The sequence below is a fragment of the Shouchella phoenicis genome (genome assembly GCF_047238345.1).
Lineage (GTDB): Bacteria > Bacillota > Bacilli > Bacillales > Bacillaceae_D > Shouchella.
In genome coordinates, this window is the sequence record NZ_JBDFMQ010000001.1 from 329,739 (window position 1) to 349,291 (window position 19,553).

The window sequence follows — 19,553 nt, forward strand, 5'->3', positions numbered from 1 at the left end:
CGTAAGTTTTTTTATCTAAGCAAACAAGATGATATTAATAGCGGACAGCGTAATAAGGACAATGGTAACTCGTTTAACGAGTTTGACATTTATGTTTTCAAATAAGCGCAGACCTAAATTTGTTCCTAACACTACAGCGGCAACTCCGACGAGGAAATATGTAAGAAAAGTAGGATAGAAATCTCCATTTAGTGCATGAACAGATATGGAAAAGAGGCTGGCAATAGTTGTGACGGCTTGAACGCTAACGATATAAGCAAATTTATGAGTTGGATAAAAGAGCAAGAAATAAATGACGAGAAAAGGTCCACCTAATCCGAAAACGCCGCCAATTAGACCTGAAGAGAATCCTAAACTAACTTGCAGCATACGCTTTTTTCTTTGCGTCAGTTCACCAAGTGACTGCATTTTTTTCGCACTTATTAGTTGGTAAACGACAATTAGTAAAAGAACGACACCAAGCCAGACTTTTAGAAAATCCATGTCTCCATATGCAGATAGAATAAAAAATGCAACGAAGCGACCGATAAGGACAACCGATAAAAAACCAAGAATGTCTTTCCATTTTAAGTATTTGTAATATTTAATTGTAACGGTTAAGCCGGAAATAATTAAGAGAGATAAGACGAGCAACGTCGTTTCTTTTACGGTAAGGAAAAAGGGAAGAATCGCAGTAATCACGAGACCTAGTCCTAGACCAGTGGCTCCTTGTATAAAAGCCCCAATAAAAACTGCAAAAAAGATAATAATGAGAAGTGCCATAGATGAATCAACTCATTCCGATGATGTAAGTAATGGTTCTTCTCGCATTATAACAAAGATTCGTGCATTTTAGTGGCTTGATATATTAAAGCACGTATCTTGCCCTAAAAAGCATGTAACGTCTCTTCATAAGCAAATTTTAAAAAAACGGTTCCTATAAGGGTATAGAAACACAACGATTTAAAGGAGGGTTAAGGATGAATCGGACAGTCTTGATAACAGGAGCTGCTAGCGGTATTGGGAAGGCGATGGCAAAACGTTTTGCACAAGATGGAGATACATTATTTTTAGTAGATAAACAGACAGGCATGTTGGAACGCTTAGTCGATGAATTAGAGACCTTTGTTTATACGTTTGCTCTTGATGTGACAAATGAGCAAGATGTGGAAACAATGTTCGAAGAGATACTCACAAATCACCATCAATTAGATGTTCTTATTAACAATGCTGGCTTCCAACAAGTTCATTCCATTGAAGAATTTCCTACGCATATCTTTAGAGAGATGCTAGATGTAATGGTTTTAGCACCTTTTACGACAATGAAACATGCTGTGCCTATTATGAAAGAGCAGGCCAGCGGTCGAATTATTAATGTAGCTTCGATGAACGGGTTGCAAGGAGTCCCTTGGAAAGCAGGCTATGTTTCCGCTAAACATGGCATTGTTGGCTTAACGAAAACGGTCGCTCTTGAAGTGGCGGAAAACGGTATAACGGTCAATAGTATTGCTCCGGGAGTTGTCGATACACCATTGTTGCGGAATCAATTAGAAGATATTGCTACACAGAACAAGGTGGAGAAATCGGAGGTACTCGAAAAAGTTATTTATCCATCCATCCCTCAGAAGCGCATGATTCAACCTGAAGAAATTGCTGAAGTTGCTTTCTACTTGGCTTCTGAAAGCGCGCAAAGTATAACGGGACATGCATTAGTGATTGATGGGGGATCAACAATTTAAAGAGGAGGATGAAGAATGACGTCGACGGTTATTGGTTCAATTGAGCTGAATGAAGACCGGCTAAGAAAAGATTTAAACATTCACAAGTCGTTTCCATTGATTAAAGAAGAGTATGACGATTTTAGTTCTGGGACGTGGCAAAATTGCTCCTTGTGGAATGCATCTGAAGACAAAGACGATACGCTGTTTCAAGATCGTAGTGGTGGCATAAAAATAACTGAATATGGAAAAGCACTACCGTATATTCAAGAACTTGTTACAACACATTTTTGTTTTGAACATTTAATCATGGTGCGCACAAGAAACCTTATAGATGGTATGGTCATTCCGCATCGTGATTTTGTAGAACTAGATAAGCCTGTTGAACAATACTACCGTGTATTTGTTCCACTTGAAACGAATGAAAATGCCCTACACTCAGATGAAGAAAAAGTGTTTAATATGAGGAAAGGGGAAGTATGGCATCTTGATGCAGCGCTCATCCATGCAGCTGCAAACTTTTCAAGCAATTCGAGAATTTTCTTGTGTTTAGATTTTTCTTTTGATGGTCCATTCCACCCAAAAGAAATTTTTCGAAACGAAAAAGAGTATCAGCCTTCGTCAATAATAAATCAATTGACACTGTCAACGCCTGATGTGGAACTAGAGAAGGAGCTACCAGCAACATTTGCTACTATTTTGACAGACTACACGTTTCGAGATGTGTTGTTCCTCTTATCAAAAATACATTTTGAGCAGCAGATTCCGATCCGAGCAGGCTACGACTGGCTTGTCGAGGCAGCACATCTTACAGGCGATGAGAAGTTATACGAGAAAGCTCAAAGTGTAAGAGATTTTCTCATCTATAATCGCGCATTCAAAGAAAGTTTGACGCTATAAAAGAAGAGCGACATCCAAAATGAATAAGGATGTCGCTCTTTTTATTAATTACGGATCATGTAGTCAAACGCACCAAGTGAAGCAGTTGCGCCTGAGCCCATGGAAATAATAATTTGGTTGTACGCGCTGTCTGTACAGTCGCCTGCTGCAAACAGTCCAGGTACGTTCGTAGATCCATGCTTATCGACAACAATTTCACCCATGCGGGTACGTTCAACGGTTTCGTCTAACCACTCTGTGTTTGGCACGAGACCAATTTGAACGAAGACGCCTTGCAAGCCAACATGGTGGATTTCTTCCGTTTCACGGTCTTTGTATGAAATGCCGTTTACGTGAGAATCACCTGTAATCTCTGTTGTTTGAGCGTTGGTGATAATTGTGACGTTTGGCAAGCTATTTGCACGGTCTTGAAGCACATTGTCTGCTTTCAATTCAGATGCAAACTCAAGTACCGTTACGTGATTCACAATCCCTGCTAGGTCAATGGCTGCTTCAATGCCGGAGTTTCCTCCACCAATAACCGCAACATCTTTTCCTTCAAAAAGAGGACCATCACAGTGAGGGCAGTACGCCACACCTTTGTTTTTGTATTCTTGTTCACCAGGTACGTTCACGTTTCTCCAACGAGCACCTGTTGACAAAATAACAGTCTTGGCTTTAAGAACAGCGTCATTCTCAAGCGTCACTTCAAACAAATCTTTCTTTTCTAGGCGCTTTGCCGTTTGAAGATTCATCACGTCTACATCGTACGTTTTCACATGCTCTTCTAAACTAGCGGCAAGCTTTGGCCCTTCCGTAGACGGAACGCTAATAAAGTTTTCGATGCTTAGTGTATCAAGCACTTGTCCGCCGAAGCGTTCTGCTACAACACCGGTACGAATGCCTTTACGAGCTGCGTAAATCGCCGCACTAGAACCAGCAGGACCACCACCGACAACAAGAACGTCAAATGGGTCTTTGCTTGTTAGCTCATCTGCATCAACGCTTACGCCCATTTTTGCAATCATTTCTTCCGTTGTCATACGGCCGCTACCAAATGGTTGACCGTTCATGAAGACGGTTGGAACAGCCATGATTTCTTTCTCTTCTACTTCTTGTTTAAATGCGGCACCATCGATCATCGTGTGCGTAATGTTCGGGTTCAGCACACTCATCATATTTAGCGCTTGGACAACATCTGGACAGTTGTGACAAGACAAGCTGATGTATGATTCGAAATGATGCTCGCCCTCAATCCCTTTAATCTGATCAATAACTGATTGATCGACTTTAGGGGGTCTGCCACTCACCTGAAGCAACGCCAAAACAAGCGATGTAAACTCATGACCTAAAGGAACACCGGCGAATACGACGCCGGTGTCCTCTCCAACACGGTTTACACTAAAGCTTGGCGTTCTTGGCAGAGCTGCTTTTTCAAGCGTGATTTTCGTAGACATGGCTGACAATTCATCGAGAAGCTCGACCATTTCTTTTGAAACGTCATCGTCGCCAGCATGTACTTTAATAACAATGTCATTTTCCAGTAACGCCATGTACTGGTTTAATTGTGTCTTAATCTCTGCTGCAAGAGCCATCTTTCTAACACTCCTTAGATTTTACCTACTAGGTCAAGGCTTGGTGTAAGTGTTTCTGTACCTTCTTCCCATTTAGCTGGACAAACTTCGCCTGGGTTGTTACGTACATATTGTGCTGCTTTGATTTTGTTTACAAGTGTGCTCGCGTCACGGCCAATTCCGTCAGCATTAATTTCAACTGCTTGAATCACGCCATCTGGATCAAGGATAAATGTTCCACGATCAGCAAGACCAGAAGCTTCGTTTAATACTTGGAAATCACGAGAGATCGCTTGTGATGGATCACCGATCATCGTGTATGTGATTTTACCGATTTTTTCTGAGCTATCGTGCCAACCTTTGTGTACGAAGTGTGTATCTGTAGAAACAGAGTATACTTCTGTACCAAGAGATTTTAATTCTTCGTATTGGTTTTGAAGATCTTCTAATTCTGTCGGACATACGAAGCTGAAGTCAGCTGGATAGAAACAAACAACGCTCCATTGACCTTTCATTGATTCGTCTGTTACTTCTACGAATTCTCCATTTTTGTATGCTTGAGCAGTGAATGGTTGTACTTGTTTACCGATAAGTGACATGAACAATTCCTCCTATTAATCAACTTAAGCGTGAATGCTTAAATTATATTAATTCTAATTATGTATTGATTATCGAATAAAGAACCTTTTTTGTCAATGCCTTTCTATTAGATTTATTAATCGTCACAGATTGTTTATATTTAGGATTTTCCAAAAAAAATTTAACAGAATTTTGTTTGTTTTAATAAGGTGCAGTTTTAATAGTATGGAAAGCGTTTTCTTTTTAACTGAGAATGAGTGATTTTAAATGAGACTGGAAGAAGTATAAATGAGTACAGCGATTTTTAATGTAGAAGATTTATGATCAAGGGGTTGAAGGGGAGATGATGAATTCACTCTTTACGTGATCGCAAATTAATTGAAGGGAGCAAGTTCTTTTCAAATGTATAATGGTTTTCTCAATAAGGAGGAGGGTGCATGGGGATAATTGAAAAACCCCCTCCAACGTTTGCTTCAATGGTTATTGGAGAGGGGGGCGTGTTCCACTTCAATTCTACGAACCGCGCATGAGTTCTGGCAACCATGTAGCAAGTTGCGGGAACATGACGAGTAGAGCGACACATACGAGCATCGCAATAATCATTGGAACCATTGCACGAAAGATTTTTTGAATCGGAATGTCTTTGGCCACCCCGCTAATAATGTAAACACTAATCCCGAGAGGTGGTGTAACAAGACCAATATTCATAACGAGAATCATAATAATACCAAACCATACACCGTCAAATCCAAGTTCAATAATCAGTGGATAGGTGACAGGTAAGGTCAAAACAAAAATAGCGATTCCTTCTAAAAATAAACCTAGAATAAAATAAGCAATTAATATAAAGATTAAAATGATGTATGGGGAGAGGTCTAATCCACCTACATAGGATGTAAGCGCAGTAGGAATTCCGCTCATGGCAAGCATTTTACTGAATACATCGGCGCCAATTAAAATAAAGAAAATCATCGCCGTGAGTCTAGTCGTATCGCTTAAAGCCGATGTGAAATGGGACCAGCTCAATCGTTTTGTGAGCAGTGCGATAACAAATGCGCCAAAGGCTCCGATGGCCCCTGCTTCAGTCGGTGTAAAGACTCCAATGTAGATGCCACCAATGCTTAGTAGAAACAGTGCTGCAAAGGGCCAGACCATTCCTAATGAACGAAGCTTTACGATAAGAGGCTTTGATTCTCCAACTGGTGCTAACGCTGGGTTTCTCCGAACCAAGAGGTACACGGTTGCCATAAACAAAATGATTTGTAAGATGCCAGGTACGATGCCGGCAATCAGGAGGCTCCCAACGGTTTCCATTGTTAAAACCCCATATAAAATTAAAATGACACTAGGTGGGATTAAGATCCCAAGAGTCCCACCAGCCGCAACGCATGCAGTTGATAAACCAGGGTCATAGTTGTATTTACGCATTTCTGGTAAACAGATGCGTGCCATTGTCGCCGTTGTTGCGTTAACGGAACCGGAAATACAGGAGAACAGAGCGCTTGTCCCAATAGTGGTCATTGCTAATCCACCGCGCATTTTTCCGATCCAAGCATCGACTGCTCGATAAAGATCTTGCCCAAACCCACTGTTTGATAAAATCATGCCCATAAAGATAAACAACGGAATGACGCTAAGGGAAAAGGACGTGGCTGTATTAAAAGGTGAGATTGCTAGCTGAGCAAAAGATGCATTCCAATCCCGTATAGCGGCAATTCCGAATACGCCTACGACGAGCAAGGCAACAGCTACAGGCATACGGATTAAAAATAGAATTAATAACGCAATCATCGCAAATAGACCGATTAATTCTGGACTCATGAGGAGCTCACCGCCTGTCGAATCGATTTGCATATGTTAGAAAGAACCAGTAGGGAAAAAATCAATGCGGCAAAGGCAATACAATATAGGAATGGATAGATTGGTAGCAATAAGTCACTTGTTGTCGTACCTCGTTCATAGAGTCTCATCCCATAAGAAAGAGTTTGATAAATCATGAGCACAAGAATGAGTAAGAGGGCGCTCTCAACAAAGGCTTTTAGCGCATGTTGGAACTTTTTAGGTAAACGAACGATGCAAAATCAATGGAGATGTGCTCATCATAGAGATGTGTCATAGATAATGAAAAGAACACAACAATGGCGAGCCCAAGCTCAGTCATTTCGAAAGCACCAACCAGCGGTTGATTAAAAAAGAATCGACCGAACACATCAATGGTGATACATAGAATCATAACGCATACTGCTACATTAGAAATTCCGTGAAGAATCCGAACGAGTTTATGAAGATAGGTATCAATTGTACGAAAGAAGATCATGGGTCTACCTCCTCCTCACGCAGCTCAAGCGCACGTTCATAAACTTGACGACCAGGAAGGCCCTGATTTTCCATGCGGTCGATCCATTGATCAATGACTGGGTCAATATGTGTTCGCCAGTGGGTTAACTCATCTTCAGGCAATTCGTAAATGATCACATCCGCATCTTGCGCGGTTTGCTGTGCTTCTTGTGCACGTTTGTCAAAGTTTTTACCGGCGGTAAGAGACATTCGCTCTCCAGTGGTTTCGTTAAAAATGATCTGCTGGTCTTCATTTAATGACGCCCAGCTATTTTCGCTCATAACGGTGTAAAAGGTACTCATATAAAAATCGCCAACGGTTGCGTAGTCGATGACTTCATAAAGGCTGTAGTCGAGTAAAGTGTGCCAAGGTCCAACAACCCCATCAACGACGCCCCGATCAAGTGCTTCATAGGATTCATTCATCGACATGGATACTGGTGTGGCGCCAAGAGCGGATAACCACGCGTTCACTTCTGGAGAGGGGGACCGTATCCGCAATCCTTCTAAATCTTCCATCCTTTCAATTGGTTGACCAACTGTATAAATCTGTCCAGGTTCTGATGTATATAGCCAAAGCGGAATGACCTCTCCATATTCGGCTTGAATTTCAGGAAATTCCTCGTACAATTGCCAAAGAATGCGTGATCCTTCTGATCCACTTTTACTCATAAACGGTAGTTCCATTACGGATGAAAGAGGAAACTGACCCGGTGTATAGCTGTGAACACTTAAACCAAGGTCGACAGCGCCTGTCGCTGTCGCATCGTACTGGGTGTCAGGTGCGGCAAGAGAGCCTCCTGGAAACGAGCGGATGCTAATGTCGCCATCTGTCTGCTCTGCAATGTCCTCAATAAAGGATTGCACAACAACGGTTTCTTGTTCGTGATTTGGAGGGAAGAAATGCGAAAACATTAAATAGGTTTCCACCTCGTCACTCGCCGTGATTGTAGCGCACCCACTAATGAAAACCAAGGAAGCAAAGGATAGAACAAACCAGCTTTTTTTCATAAAAAGTCCTCCCTATGGGATTGGTTCTTATTTAAAACGGGCATGAATGTTGTTTTTCTTTAATGTGCCTGCTTCGCCAAATTCCGCTAGTTCAAGGGAAAGAGCAATGCCACGCTTACTCCACTCACGGGCGAAATGATCGGTTAATACCGTAAAGAGCGCTTGGCAAGTTGTTTCTTTCTCTTCCTGTGAACGACCAGCTCCAATTTTAAATGTAAGGTGGACAAAAGCGTCACTCGTTTCTGAACCGTCAGCCACATAATAAGCGTGCAGCGGAATCGCTCTAGAGCGGATACCACCAATCGGAAAAAGAGTAGGTCTTGCCAAAAGGACGTCGTGAAGTTTAGGCAGCAAGGTGTCTGTGTCGATGACCTCCGCTAAATTAGCCGTGTATTCAACGGTGAGATGTGGCATGTGTTGTCGCCTCATTTCGATGAAAAGTCTTATCACCAGCAATTGTGTTCACAAGTCTACCAATCTGTTCGACTTCAGTTACGACTTCATCACCGGCGTATACTTTTGCAAGTCCTTTTGGTGTCCCGGTCAAGATGATGTCATTTTCCCGAAGCGTCATAAAAGAACTTAAATACTCAATTAAAAAAGGGATATCAAAAATCATATCTTTCGTATGACCTTCTTGAGTAAGTTGACCATTTACATAGGTTTTTAACGTGAGGTTCATTGGGTCTGAAATATCTTTTGCATCAACTAAATATGGACCAATAGGGGTGCACATATCTCGGTTTTTTACTCTTAAGTTAGGGCGGTAGTAGTTTTCCAAATAGTCTCGAATGGCGTAGTCGTTTGCAACGGTGTATCCCTTTACGTAATCGTACGCATCTGCTCGTTTAATGTGTTTGCCTGTTTTTCCAAGCACAACCGCTAGTTCACATTCATAATGCATGTGGTCTGCTGAATCAGGACGATAGGTGAGTGCATTATGGCCAACAAACGTATGTGGTCCTTTTAAAAACACAAGTGGTTCTTCAGGTGCTTTGAACGATAGCTCTCCTGCATGATCTGCGTAATTTAAGCCAAGAACAAAAACGGTGCCAGGGTTAACAGGGGGAAGAAATTGGACTTCTTGTTCATCAACAATTTGCCCGTTACGAAGGTGGAGTTTTCCATTTTGTGCAATCGCTTCTTGAACGACACCATTTGCAGCAACACGTGCAGTTTTCATTATACTTCCTCCGTTTCTCGCGCAATTATGGTCGTGAGGGTACCGATTTCTTCAATCATAATAGAAACTGTATCGTCTACAGATGCTTGCGGAAGATCGATTTTGGTACCGACAAGTAAACAGTCTCCTTCCGACAGGGTCATAAAGGCTGTTACATCTTGAATCACCGTCTCAACTGAACGTATTAGGCTGCTTGTATGCCACTCATCGACAACGGTATCGTTAATTTTTGTAACAATCTTCACAGCGTTTGGATTCGGAATGGTTTGTTTTGAAACAATCCATGGTCCTGCTGGATTAAATCGATCTAAGGCGCGATACTTTACCGCGGGTCTGAAAAAAGAATCATGTGGTAAAGAGAGGTCATTCACGATTGTGTATCCGCTTACATATTTAAGCGCATGCTCTGCTGATACGTTAATGGCAGTTTTTCCAATTATGACTCCCAGTGTACCGCCTACTTGCACATGCTTTTCACTTTCAGGTAAATAGACAGATTCAAGGTGACAAGCTTTTGTATTCTCCGGTTTTATATAAAGGATTGGAGCTTCTGGTGGTGAATCATACGGCTTTGAATGGAATGTTTCTAATTGTTGTTCAAATGATGTTCTTTCATTTAACAAGATGCCATAAATCGACCCAGTAATAGGATTGTCGTAAGCTTGATTTGGCGCAAGTTCCTTAGAGATTGGGTAAAGTTCAATACCTCGCTGTCTTGCAGATTGAATAGACATGTTTATCTCCTCCTTTAATTAATATTATTTTATATATGATATCATATATGATTTTGAGTGCAACTACTAAATCACTTTATCAGTTTTAGAAGTTGTGAACAATTCAATAAAGTGCACGGCTGCTTTGGAAAGATAGCGATCTTTAAGCCAAATAAGAGCAGACTCTGCAAAAATTGCTGTTTGATCAATGTCAAACGTCCGAATATGAGGGGTTTGAAAGGCGTGTATTGTTGACGCAGGGACAATGGTCGCACCCATCCCACTTGAAACAAGAGAAAGAAGAATGGTTACATCAGGGCATTCGCATAAAATGGTTGGTTGAATCCCTTTTTCTTCAAATGCTTGAAGCACCAGTTCATATTGTCCTGCTCCGCTAATACGATGTAGCAGGAGTAAAGGAATAGAGGAAAGCTCATCTAACGTAATCGATTTTTCTTTGCCGATAGCAAAGGAATCGGACATGGCGACAACAAAGGGTTCTCGTGATAAATGAATGGTATTGAATGAATGGAGATCAATGGGTAAGCGTACAAGCCCGATATCGACTTCTTTTGACTTTACAAGCTCGCTAACCGCATAAGTATCTCCTTCTCTTATTGAAAATGTAACGTCTGGATAGGAGGAGTGATACTGATTCATTTGCTTTGGAAGAGACGCAAAGCAAGATTTAACCACACCAATTCGTAAGGTTCCTTTTAACCCTTTTCCCGTTTCACGTATTTCTCGTTCTACTTCTCCAAGTTCTTCCAAAATTCGTTCAGACTTTCGATAGAGTGCTTCGCCAGCCTCTGTCAGCAATAATCGGCGTCCGGTTCGTTCAAAGAGCATGACGCCTAGCTCGTCTTCAAAAATGCGAAGTTGTTGGCTGAGAGGTGGCTGGGCCATATGAAGTTTTTTTGCTGCCTTTGTAATTTGACCATGTGCAGCAATTTCTCGAAAATAGCGCAATCGTTTTAAATCCAACATTAAGCCCTCCCGGTAACTTACATTTTTGTCCAATCTTATATGTATGAGTCATTTTCATCATTACTTTTTAAAGAGAATGAAACGAACGATCGTTAATGATGCGTTACTAAAAGTTCTAGATAATCGCCTTTGATATTGACACGCGCTATAAAATTGGTTGTTATATCTAAAAAGTATGAACTTTATATTTTATCAATATTTTCCCTATACTTTACCACGTGCTACAGTAAATGCAAGATCTTTTTGTAAGCGTATTCAAAAGGTGGTGTGAACGATTGGAACAGTTTCAAATGGGTGAAAAGCATCCTTTCATAACACGTGCAACACCTCATGTATGTGTGCTTGGTTTCTTTGATGGCGTTCACCTTGGCCACCAAGCGCTAATAGAAGAAGGGAAAAAGCAGGCGGTAAAACGAAATCTTCCTTTACGTGTGATGTCGTTTGCCCCTCACCCAAGTGTCATTGTACAACCTGACCGAGCAATTACAAGTTACTTGACGCCAGTAGAGGAAAAAGGGCGTGTCTTAGAAACGCTAGGCGTTGATCAACTAGCCATTGTTTCATTTACGAGAGAAATAGCAGAGTTGGAACCGGAAACGTTTGTTCAAACCTTTTTAAATGAGCAGCAGTGCGAACATGCTGTTGTTGGCTTTGATTTTGCGTACGGAAAAAGAGGAGCGGGAAAAGCTCAGCGGTTACATCAGCACGGACAGCAACAGTTTGATGTATCCATTGTTGAAGAGAAGAAAGTACGAAGGAAGAAGATTGGATCAACAGAAATTCGCGCGAAATTAACGCACGGAGATGTAAGCAGTGTCCCGCAAAATCATTTTTAATTATGAACAGATTTATTCTTACTAAAAAAGGAGCGATTGATTATGTATGAAGACGTAAAGAAGAAGTTAAGAGGTTCTGTGGCGCCAGTTGTTACACCATTTAAAGAAGATGAGTCAATTGATTTTGACGCATTTCGTTCGTTAATTGATTGGCATATTGAGAGCGGAAGCCATGCCTTATCAGTGACAGGTACAACAGGTGAACCGAGTTCGCTTACGGTAGAAGAGCGCGTTGAAGTGATGGAAGCTGCGGTCAAGCATATTAACGGTCGTGTACCGTTCGTTCCGGGCACAGGGTCAACGAATCATAACGAGACATTATTTTTAACAAAAAAAGCACAAGAGCTCGGTGCTGACGCGGCTTTAATCATTGTTCCTTACTATAATCGCCCGTCACAACACGCGCTGTATAATCATTTCAAGTTGATTGCGGATGCGGTTGACATTCCGATTATTATTTACAACATTCCGGGTAGAACGGCAGTGAATTTGGATGTTAAGACGCTGGCTCAGTTAAGTAGAGACTGTGACAACATTATTGGCGTGAAAGAGTCGAATAAAGATTTTGAACATGTAAATCGTGTTCTGCATGAGTGCGGGCGTGATTTCCTCCTCTATTCAGGCATTGAACTGCTTTGTTATCCGATGCTGGCGATTGGTGGAGCTGGTCATATTAGCGCCACTGCGAACATTGTCCCTGATAAAGTTGCCGAGATTTACAATGCATGGGAAAAAGGCGATGTGAAGCGAGCGCTCGATTTACACTTTGAACTTCTACCGCTTAACGACGTCCTGTTTAAGGACACAAATCCAGCTCCATTAAAAGCAGCGATGGGGATGATGGGCAAGATTGAACCTGTTTTACGTAAGCCAATGGCATTGCCAACAGAAGCATTGCAAAAAGAGATCAAAGCCGTTTTGGCAGACTATGTCCAAGTTGCGTCACATTCTTAATGAAGGAAGGAGCTCCTTATCATGGAACAACAAACAACACGCACGTGGAATCGAGAAGAGATTCAAGTAGATACGATCCATCACTATATTAATGGAGCTTTTGTTGCGTCGCATAGTGGCGACCTATTTTCAAATATTGATCCTTTTAAAAATGAACCAATAAATGAAGTGGCTTCAGGGGATGAACGAGAGGTTGAACAAGCGGTTGAAGCAGCTCGGCATGCGATGAAAAACGCTTGGGGAACCATGAAAGTCGAAGAACGGATGGTGTACATCAATCGAATTGCAGATTTAATTGATGAAGAAATCGAAGAAATTGCGCATTTAGAAGCACTGGATACTGGTCTCCCCATTAGCCAAACAAAAAAAATGACCGCTCGTGCCGCAGAGAATTTTCGCTTTTACGCACGGATGGTGCAGTCTGTGCTACATGGAGAATCGTTTCCGGTTGATGATACGTTTTTAAATTATACCGTCTATAAGCCCATTGGTGTGGTCGGTCTGATTACGCCTTGGAATGCGCCATTTATGCTGGAAACATGGAAAGTTGCGCCTGCTTTAGCAACTGGAAATACCGTTGTTTTAAAGCCAGCGGAATTATCGCCATTAACGGTGAATAAGCTTGCAGAAGTCATTGATCGTGCTGGATTGCCAGCTGGCGTCTTTAATGTGGTGCACGGGTATGGGGAGACAGCTGGAGCGGCTCTTGTTGCCCACAAAGACGTAGCAGCTATCTCCTTTACTGGGGAAACAACGACGGGTACGACGATTTTAAAAAATGCAGCGGATACGTTGAAAAAGACGTCGATGGAGCTTGGTGGGAAGTCGCCATTAATCGTGTTTGATGATGCAGATGTGGATCGCGCGCTAGATGCAGCGGTATGGGGAATCTTCTCGTTTAATGGTGAGCGCTGTACGGCAAATTCACGGGTTTTTCTTCATAAAAACATTAAAGATTCGTTTATCACAGCCATGAAAGAGCGGGTAGACAATTTAACGCTTGGTGATTCGATGGACTCATCAACTCAACTTGGGCCACTTATTAGCAAAGACCATATGAACAAAGTAAACAGCTATATCGAACTAGCCAAAGAAGAAGGTTGTGAGGTTTACCAGAGCGCGGTGCCGACTCATTTACAAGAAGGAAACTTTGTTCCGCCAACGTTACTGTTGAATGCGGAAAATCACATGCGGGTTTGTCAGGATGAGATCTTTGGTCCTGTTGTAGCCGTTATTGAATTTGAAGATGAGCAAGAAGTAATTGATGCGGCAAATGATGTAGAGTACGGACTTGCTGGTTATGTGTGGACAAGAGATATTCAGCGAGGACACCGTGTCGCGCAAGCCGTAGATGCTGGAATGATTTGGGTAAATGCGCAAAATGTTCGTGATCTAAGAATCCCATTCGGCGGGATGAAGGCGAGTGGAATCGGTCGCGAAGGTGGTCACTATGCGATGTTTGAATTTTATACAGAGCCGAAAGCGATTCATATTTCGTTAGGCGATCATCACATTCCACAGTTCGGAAAAAAGTAAAAGGAGGCACTACACATGCCAGCAAAAACAGGCCAGCAATATATCGATCGACTGAAAAAAGCTAACAATAATGTCTACATTCATGGAGAGCGAATTGAAGACGTGACGAAGCACCCAGCAACGAAAAACGTCGTTCAATCCATGGCGCGATTATATGATCTACAATACGAGAAAAAAGAGAAGATGTTGTATACGTCCGACCAAACAGGCGAGCAAGTCGGAATGACGTTTCTGCGACCAAAAACAATTGAAGATCTCGTGAAGCGTCGTGAAGCGATTCAAGAATGGGCTCGAATTTCTGGAGGCATGATGGGGCGTTCACCTGATTATTTAAACGCAGAAGTAATGGCGATGGGTGTCTCCAACGAGTTATTTGCCGAAGATGAGCAACGATTTGCAGATAACGCAAGAAATTACTATGATTTTGCTCGTGAACACGACATTAGTTTAACTCATACACTCATTCATCCGCAGGTCAATCGAGAAAAAGCACAACATGAGCAAAAAGATGCGAATGTTGCGCTCCATTTAGTTGAGAAGCAGAAAGATGGCATCATTGTGGATGGCATTCGTCTGCTTGCTACACAGGGTGGGATTACAGATGAAATTCTAGTTTTTCCATCAACAGTCAAGCCGGCAGGTGAAAAAGATGACCCGTATTCCCTCGCGTTTGCCGTGCCGAACAATACACCAGGGCTGAAATTTCTAAGCCGTGAATCGTTTGATTATGGGAGGAGCGCTTGGGATCATCCGCTGTCGTCACAGTTTGAAGAAGGAGACGCAATTGTCTCGTTTGAGAATGTATTTGTACCGTGGGATCGAGTCTTTGTTTGCGGAAATTCTTCCATCTGTAATCGAACGTTCCGCGATACAAATGCGGTTGTTCATATGTCTCATCAGGTTGTATCAAAAAACGTCGTCAAAACGGAGTTTCTATTAGGTGTTGTGCTTAAATTAATGGACGCAATTGGCATTGACGGATTCCAACATGTAAAAGACAAAGGAACCGAAATCATGTTAACCCTTGAAGCGATGAAATCCCATCTTTATCGCGCGGAGCAAAGCGCAAAACTGGATCAGTGGGGGACGATGACACCTGATTTCGAAGCATTAAATGCAGCGCGTAACTGGTACCCGCGGGTTTATCCAAGGTTAAATGAAATTTTGCGTGTACTGGGTGCGTCGGGATTAATGGGCATACCAACAGAAGCGGACTTCCATTATAATGAGATTGGCCCTATTCTACACAGGGGCTTACAAGGCAAGAACCTTGAAGGTTATGAAAAAGTACAATTATTCAGACTTGCGTGGGATATGACGATGAGCGCCTTTGGAAGTCGTCAGATGCACTATGAGTATTATTTCTTTGGTGATCCCGTCCGAATGGGAATGGCGTATTTTGATCAATTTGAAAAAGAGTCATACAAAGGGCAGGTTGACGAATTCTTAAAAAGCATTCCTGGAGTAAAACCGGAAATGGTAGGGGGCGCTTAAGATGAACGAAGCAAACATCATTCGAACCGGGCGAGCTGTGTTGCACGTTACGGATTTAGAAAAGGCAAGAGATTTTTACATTGATAGTCTGGGGTTTATTGAAACAGAATCAACGGAAACAGAATTATATCTCCGTGGCTTGGAAGAACATAACCATCACTCGTTGTTGTTGAAAGAAAGAGACCTTGCAGCTGTAGAAGTAATGAGTTATAAAGTGTACGCAGAATCGGATTTAGACGTGCTCCATGAACAGTTTACGCAAGAAGGGCTTAAACCGATTTGGATAGAGAAAGGCGAGCAGCATGCCATTGGACGTGCGCTTCGTGTACAAGACAACTCCGGCTTACCAATTGAATATTACGCAGAAATGGAAGTAGTGGAAAGGTTGTTGCAACGCTACGACCTATACAAAGGTGCAAGGATTCAACGCATCGATCATTTCAACAATATGGTTCAGGATGTGGAAGAAGCGTATGGCTTCTATACAGAGAAATTAGGGTTCGCTTGCTCTGAATATACGGCAACGGATGAAGAACGCATCTGGGCAGCTTGGCTGCATCGTAAGCCATCTGTACATGATGTCGCATTTATGAATGGTGTAGGACCAAGGCTTCATCACATTGGTTTTTGGTTGAGCGAGCCACTTGCGCTCATTCATGCTTGTGATGTGCTAGCCGCAAAAGGTTATGCGCCAAGTATTGAGAGAGGACCAGGTCGTCATGGGCTTTCTAATGCATTTTTCCTATACGTTCGTGATCCAGACGGACATCGAATTGAACTATACAATGGTGATTATTTAACGAGTGATCCCGATTTCAAGCCAGTGCGTTGGAGCATCAATGATCCAATGCGTGGAACGTTCTGGGGGCATGAAGCACCTGATAGCTGGTTTAATGAGGCTTCAATTGTATTAGATGTGGCATCAAATCAACCGGTGGAGACAAAGAAGCCAACGATTAAACAAGGGAAGCCGCAATTTGTGATTTAAGGAGGAAAAGAAGCGATGGATGATCGTTTGTTTCGAACGGCAATGAGTAAATTTGCGACTGGTGTGACGGTTATTACAACGGAATTAGCTGGAGAAGTTCATGGGATGACAGCGAATGCGTTTATGTCTGTTTCTCTTGATCCGAAGCTTATTTTAATTTCAATTGGAAATCAGGCGAAGATGAAAGGGCACATTGATCAAACGGGGGTTTTTGCAGTGAATGTCTTATCCCATGAGCAAGAACATCTGTCCAAACAGTTCGCTGGACAAATAAAAGATGATCGTGCTGCAACGTTCTCAACGTTTGCTGGCTTACCGGTGATTAGCGATGCCCTAGCAAGCGTAGCGTGTGACGTTTATGACACAACGGTTCAAGGGGATCATACGCTTTATATTGGAAAAGTAAGAGATATCATTGTGACAGATGGTGATCCGCTTATGTTTTATTCGGGTAAGTATGGAATGATTTCTTATGGTGAAAGCGTTCCCCGTTCCTGAGTTATGAATAAAGATAAATCGCAAAAAAAAGTAAGACGTCGTAATAAGATGTCTTACTTTTTTTCTTTTGTCTCAAAAGATTCAACCGTGTTTAACTTGTGCTGGCGCGCAAACAGTTCAATTTCCGTTTCGTCCTGTTTGCTCGTGATTAATTCAATCAGTCTATCGTGTTCTGCCAAAGAATATGGGGCACGCTTAGGATTACGTAAAAAGCTTGTCTGATGAATGGTATTAAGTCGTTCGCGGTATTGTTCAATGCTTTGAACAATTGATGAATTTGGACAATGTTCATAAATGAAATGGTGAAAGGTGCGGTTCAATTGACTGACATGTTGTAAATCAAACTGGGACAGTGCTTGCTTCATATCTTCGTTCAATTGAACGAGATGTTGAAGCTCTGGCTCTTTTAAAGAGGGAACTGCTAATCTTGTAGCATATCCTTCAAGAACGGCGACCGCCTCTAGCGTTTCCTTATAACGAGAATGGTCAAAGGAGCGTACAACAGGTCCAACATTCGGTACGTAATTAAGTAATTGCTCAGACTCTAATTGATGAATGGCTTCACGAACGGGAATAGCACTAGAGCCTAATTCTTTTGCAATCTGATCAATGACAATCCGTTGACCTGGGCCGTAACGGCCGTCTACAATCCGTTTTCTAATTGCTTGATAAGCAAGCTCACGTTTACTTACTTTATTCGTTTTCATACTCATACTATACCTTTAGGATGAACCCAGAGCAACCGCAATTAAATGTTCTGTTTTCGATCCTGTTTTGCTTGATTCATGTTAAAAGGAAGCGGGTTTGGTTTGTTAATGACATCTTTCAATCCTGGCCTAAACAAAATATCTTTCCATTTATCAGGTTGAAAAGGAAAGAATGGATATAAGTAAGGGACACCGACAGAATGAAGTTGCACCGTCAGAAGGAGAAGAGCTGTCGTGCCTAAGAATAACCCTGTAAAACCTAAAAAATGGGCTAGGAGTAATAAAGAGAGTCGAATGAAGAAAATAGGAGAAAGCAACCCTCGATGTAGCACAGGAAAGCTGGTGATATAACAAATCCCGATAATGACAATGGTCACTGGATGGAATAAATTCACTTCAGTTGCGACGTCACTAATAAGCATGGCACCAATAAACGTCACAGCAAAAATTGCATTTCCAGGTAATCGGTAAGACCCATCCATAATGAGCTGCATAAGCAAAATGACAAACAATAATTCAATAGGAAAAGGAGCCAATGTATCTTGTGTTTTGACTAACTGTTCACGTAAACTAGCCGGAATATCATTTAAGTGAAAACGCTCAATTGCAACGGAAATCGCTGGAACAAACGTTGCGGTTAAAAAGTAAAAATAGCGTAGAGGTCGCGCGCCGTATTTTCCAAAGTCAGACAGATAGTCATCTTGATTCTGAAAAAAATGATAAAACACACTTGGTGCAAGGAGGGCAAGTGGTGAACCTTCCACTAAAATAATGACACGCCCTGCTGCAAGAGCCATAGCACAAGCATCTGGGCGATCAATAGACATTGTACGAGGAAATAACATTCCCTTCCCCTCTAACGCATCCGTTGCTAATTGATTAATAATGGCTTGACTCACTTTTATGTCGTGTAGGCGTTTTTTTACCTCTTCAACTAGTTGAGGGTCTGAGACATTATGAACAGAAAGAACGGCTATTTCTTTTTTAGCCTCTGAGCCGATCGTTAGCGTTTCCACCACCAGATTTGGACTTCGATAGTAATTCCGTAATAAGTTTAAGTTAACCGAAATATCCTCCGTGAGACCTGAAGCTGGACCTTCATATACGCTGCTGCTTAATGGAACTTCTACACCTCTAACATTCCAATTTGAACAGTTGAACAAATACCCTTGAGCCTTATCGAAAAGTAAAATGGCTTTACCGTTAAGGAGACCGTCAACACATTCTTCTACCGTTTTCGCTACTGTTGGTTCACCATCTTTAAAGGTGTTGCCGATCTGATCATAGGTAATGGACTCATTAACAAGTTGCTGGATAGGCTCTAGCAAGAACAGGTGAATTTTTTGTTCATCAACTGTATTAGGGAGGAAGAGGAGCTCTGCGTCAATGTCCACCCCAATTTTCAATTTAAGCGATCGGATGGTATCCGGGGTGTGAAATGTTTGGCGTATCAGTCCTACATTTTCTTTTAAACGATTGGTTAATGATGCCATAGGAACTCGTCCTTTATGTACAAGATACATGTAGTTTGTGACGTGTTTTGTGAATTATGCAGAGAGATTAGGATGCACCATTATTGG

20 protein-coding genes are annotated in these 19,553 nt (G+C 42.0%); 8 read left to right on the top strand and 12 right to left on the bottom strand.

Going from position 1 to position 19,553, the window contains the following annotated elements; all coding sequences use genetic code 11:
• Positions 1-15: 15 nt before the first annotated feature.
• On the bottom strand, positions 16-762 hold the full coding sequence (locus ABC361_RS01825; RefSeq protein WP_413072390.1) for a sulfite exporter TauE/SafE family protein: 747 nt from the start codon (positions 760-762) through the stop codon (positions 16-18).
• Between the two features lie 197 nt (positions 763-959).
• Between ABC361_RS01825 and ABC361_RS01830 the strand changes: the two genes are divergently transcribed.
• Entirely contained in the window at positions 960-1,718 is a 759-nt protein-coding gene (locus ABC361_RS01830; protein WP_413072391.1) for a 3-hydroxybutyrate dehydrogenase, read from the top strand.
• A gap of 15 nt (positions 1,719-1,733) precedes the next feature.
• Positions 1,734-2,597 (top strand): aspartyl/asparaginyl beta-hydroxylase domain-containing protein, encoded by an 864-nt coding sequence (locus ABC361_RS01835; RefSeq protein ID WP_413072392.1) that lies wholly within the window; start codon positions 1,734-1,736, stop codon positions 2,595-2,597.
• 44 nt (positions 2,598-2,641) lie between these two features.
• On the opposite strand, the gene ahpF is transcribed toward ABC361_RS01835, so the two are convergent.
• The 9 genes from ahpF to ABC361_RS01885 all read right to left on the bottom strand — a co-directional run bounded on the left by ahpF (position 2,642) and on the right by ABC361_RS01885 (position 10,960).
• Entirely contained in the window at positions 2,642-4,171 is a 1,530-nt protein-coding gene (ahpF, locus tag ABC361_RS01840; protein ID WP_413072393.1) for an alkyl hydroperoxide reductase subunit F, read from the bottom strand.
• A gap of 14 nt (positions 4,172-4,185) precedes the next feature.
• Positions 4,186-4,749, bottom strand: a complete 564-nt coding sequence (gene ahpC, locus ABC361_RS01845) for an alkyl hydroperoxide reductase subunit C (protein ID WP_099303139.1) — start codon at positions 4,747-4,749, stop codon at positions 4,186-4,188.
• A 493-nt stretch (positions 4,750-5,242) separates the two neighbouring features.
• Entirely contained in the window at positions 5,243-6,550 is a 1,308-nt protein-coding gene (locus tag ABC361_RS01850) for a TRAP transporter large permease (RefSeq protein ID WP_413072394.1), read from the bottom strand.
• Between the two features lie 217 nt (positions 6,551-6,767).
• A complete protein-coding gene (locus ABC361_RS01860) occupies positions 6,768-7,046 on the bottom strand; it encodes a TRAP transporter small permease (RefSeq protein WP_413072395.1) in 279 nt (92 codons plus the stop codon).
• Positions 7,043-8,077, bottom strand: a complete 1,035-nt coding sequence (locus ABC361_RS01865) for a TRAP transporter substrate-binding protein (protein WP_413072396.1) — start codon at positions 8,075-8,077, stop codon at positions 7,043-7,045. Before ABC361_RS01865 ends, ABC361_RS01860 begins: the two co-directional genes overlap by 4 nt.
• A gap of 27 nt (positions 8,078-8,104) precedes the next feature.
• The gene (locus ABC361_RS01870; RefSeq protein WP_413072397.1) at positions 8,105-8,491 is read right to left on the bottom strand and encodes a 5-carboxymethyl-2-hydroxymuconate Delta-isomerase; all 387 of its coding nucleotides are present in this window, start codon (positions 8,489-8,491) and stop codon (positions 8,105-8,107) included.
• The gene (locus tag ABC361_RS01875) at positions 8,472-9,260 is read right to left on the bottom strand and encodes a fumarylacetoacetate hydrolase family protein (RefSeq protein ID WP_413072398.1); all 789 of its coding nucleotides are present in this window, start codon (positions 9,258-9,260) and stop codon (positions 8,472-8,474) included. The genes ABC361_RS01870 and ABC361_RS01875 overlap by 20 nt, the downstream gene beginning before the upstream one ends.
• A complete protein-coding gene (locus tag ABC361_RS01880; protein ID WP_413072399.1) occupies positions 9,260-9,994 on the bottom strand; it encodes a fumarylacetoacetate hydrolase family protein in 735 nt (244 codons plus the stop codon). The genes ABC361_RS01875 and ABC361_RS01880 overlap by 1 nt, the downstream gene beginning before the upstream one ends.
• Before the next feature lie 66 nt (positions 9,995-10,060).
• Positions 10,061-10,960 carry a LysR family transcriptional regulator gene (locus ABC361_RS01885; RefSeq protein ID WP_255301193.1) on the bottom strand — a complete coding sequence of 300 codons (900 nt, stop codon included), beginning with the start codon at positions 10,958-10,960 and terminating at the stop codon, positions 10,061-10,063.
• Positions 10,961-11,235: 275 nt separating this feature from the next.
• On the opposite strand from ABC361_RS01885, the gene ABC361_RS01890 reads away from it, so the two are divergent.
• The 6 genes from ABC361_RS01890 to ABC361_RS01915 are packed head-to-tail and all read left to right on the top strand — an operon-like array spanning position 11,236 to position 17,266.
• The gene (locus ABC361_RS01890) at positions 11,236-11,796 is read left to right on the top strand and encodes a hypothetical protein (protein WP_413072400.1); all 561 of its coding nucleotides are present in this window, start codon (positions 11,236-11,238) and stop codon (positions 11,794-11,796) included.
• Between the two features lie 42 nt (positions 11,797-11,838).
• Complete coding sequence (gene hpaI / locus ABC361_RS01895) at positions 11,839-12,750, top strand: 2,4-dihydroxyhept-2-ene-1,7-dioic acid aldolase (RefSeq protein WP_413072401.1); 912 nt, start codon at positions 11,839-11,841, stop codon at positions 12,748-12,750.
• Between the two features lie 21 nt (positions 12,751-12,771).
• A complete protein-coding gene (gene hpaE / locus ABC361_RS01900; RefSeq protein WP_413072402.1) occupies positions 12,772-14,286 on the top strand; it encodes a 5-carboxymethyl-2-hydroxymuconate semialdehyde dehydrogenase in 1,515 nt (504 codons plus the stop codon).
• A 15-nt stretch (positions 14,287-14,301) separates the two neighbouring features.
• Positions 14,302-15,780, top strand: a complete 1,479-nt coding sequence (gene hpaB, locus ABC361_RS01905) for a 4-hydroxyphenylacetate 3-monooxygenase, oxygenase component (protein WP_413072403.1) — start codon at positions 14,302-14,304, stop codon at positions 15,778-15,780.
• A 1-nt stretch (position 15,781) separates the two neighbouring features.
• Positions 15,782-16,768, top strand: a complete 987-nt coding sequence (gene hpaD, locus ABC361_RS01910; RefSeq protein ID WP_413072404.1) for a 3,4-dihydroxyphenylacetate 2,3-dioxygenase — start codon at positions 15,782-15,784, stop codon at positions 16,766-16,768.
• A gap of 15 nt (positions 16,769-16,783) precedes the next feature.
• Positions 16,784-17,266, top strand: a complete 483-nt coding sequence (locus ABC361_RS01915) for a flavin reductase family protein (protein WP_413072405.1) — start codon at positions 16,784-16,786, stop codon at positions 17,264-17,266.
• A gap of 53 nt (positions 17,267-17,319) precedes the next feature.
• On the opposite strand, the gene ABC361_RS01920 is transcribed toward ABC361_RS01915, so the two are convergent.
• Positions 17,320-17,973, bottom strand: a complete 654-nt coding sequence (locus tag ABC361_RS01920; protein ID WP_413072406.1) for a GntR family transcriptional regulator — start codon at positions 17,971-17,973, stop codon at positions 17,320-17,322.
• Between the two features lie 41 nt (positions 17,974-18,014).
• Positions 18,015-19,466, bottom strand: coding sequence for a spore germination protein (locus tag ABC361_RS01925; RefSeq protein WP_413072407.1), 1,452 nt, complete (start codon positions 19,464-19,466; stop codon positions 18,015-18,017).
• Positions 19,467-19,553: the final 87 nt, after the last annotated feature.

Bases quoted from the DNA above. Each gene is read 5' to 3' on its own strand.
- ABC361_RS01830 (WP_413072391.1), top strand. From the start codon at position 960: ATGAATCGGACAGTCTTGATAACAGGAGCTGCTAGCGGTATTGGGAAG.
- ABC361_RS01850 (WP_413072394.1), bottom strand. From the start codon at position 6,550: ATGAGTCCAGAATTAATCGGTCTATTTGCGATGATTGCGTTATTAATT.
- ABC361_RS01860 (WP_413072395.1), bottom strand. From the start codon at position 7,046: ATGATCTTCTTTCGTACAATTGATACCTATCTTCATAAACTCGTTCGG.
- hpaB (WP_413072403.1), top strand. From the start codon at position 14,302: ATGCCAGCAAAAACAGGCCAGCAATATATCGATCGACTGAAAAAAGCT.
- hpaE (WP_413072402.1), top strand. From the start codon at position 12,772: ATGGAACAACAAACAACACGCACGTGGAATCGAGAAGAGATTCAAGTA.
- ahpC (WP_099303139.1), bottom strand. From the start codon at position 4,749: ATGTCACTTATCGGTAAACAAGTACAACCATTCACTGCTCAAGCATAC.
- hpaI (WP_413072401.1), top strand. From the start codon at position 11,839: ATGTATGAAGACGTAAAGAAGAAGTTAAGAGGTTCTGTGGCGCCAGTT.
- hpaD (WP_413072404.1), top strand. From the start codon at position 15,782: ATGAACGAAGCAAACATCATTCGAACCGGGCGAGCTGTGTTGCACGTT.
- ABC361_RS01920 (WP_413072406.1), bottom strand. From the start codon at position 17,973: ATGAAAACGAATAAAGTAAGTAAACGTGAGCTTGCTTATCAAGCAATT.
- ABC361_RS01885 (WP_255301193.1), bottom strand. From the start codon at position 10,960: ATGTTGGATTTAAAACGATTGCGCTATTTTCGAGAAATTGCTGCACAT.
- ABC361_RS01925 (WP_413072407.1), bottom strand. From the start codon at position 19,466: ATGGCATCATTAACCAATCGTTTAAAAGAAAATGTAGGACTGATACGC.
- ABC361_RS01825 (WP_413072390.1), bottom strand. From the start codon at position 762: ATGGCACTTCTCATTATTATCTTTTTTGCAGTTTTTATTGGGGCTTTT.
- ABC361_RS01880 (WP_413072399.1), bottom strand. From the start codon at position 9,994: ATGTCTATTCAATCTGCAAGACAGCGAGGTATTGAACTTTACCCAATC.
- ABC361_RS01865 (WP_413072396.1), bottom strand. From the start codon at position 8,077: ATGAAAAAAAGCTGGTTTGTTCTATCCTTTGCTTCCTTGGTTTTCATT.
- ABC361_RS01915 (WP_413072405.1), top strand. From the start codon at position 16,784: ATGGATGATCGTTTGTTTCGAACGGCAATGAGTAAATTTGCGACTGGT.
- ABC361_RS01870 (WP_413072397.1), bottom strand. From the start codon at position 8,491: ATGCCACATCTCACCGTTGAATACACGGCTAATTTAGCGGAGGTCATC.
- ABC361_RS01835 (WP_413072392.1), top strand. From the start codon at position 1,734: ATGACGTCGACGGTTATTGGTTCAATTGAGCTGAATGAAGACCGGCTA.
- ahpF (WP_413072393.1), bottom strand. From the start codon at position 4,171: ATGGCTCTTGCAGCAGAGATTAAGACACAATTAAACCAGTACATGGCG.
- ABC361_RS01875 (WP_413072398.1), bottom strand. From the start codon at position 9,260: ATGAAAACTGCACGTGTTGCTGCAAATGGTGTCGTTCAAGAAGCGATT.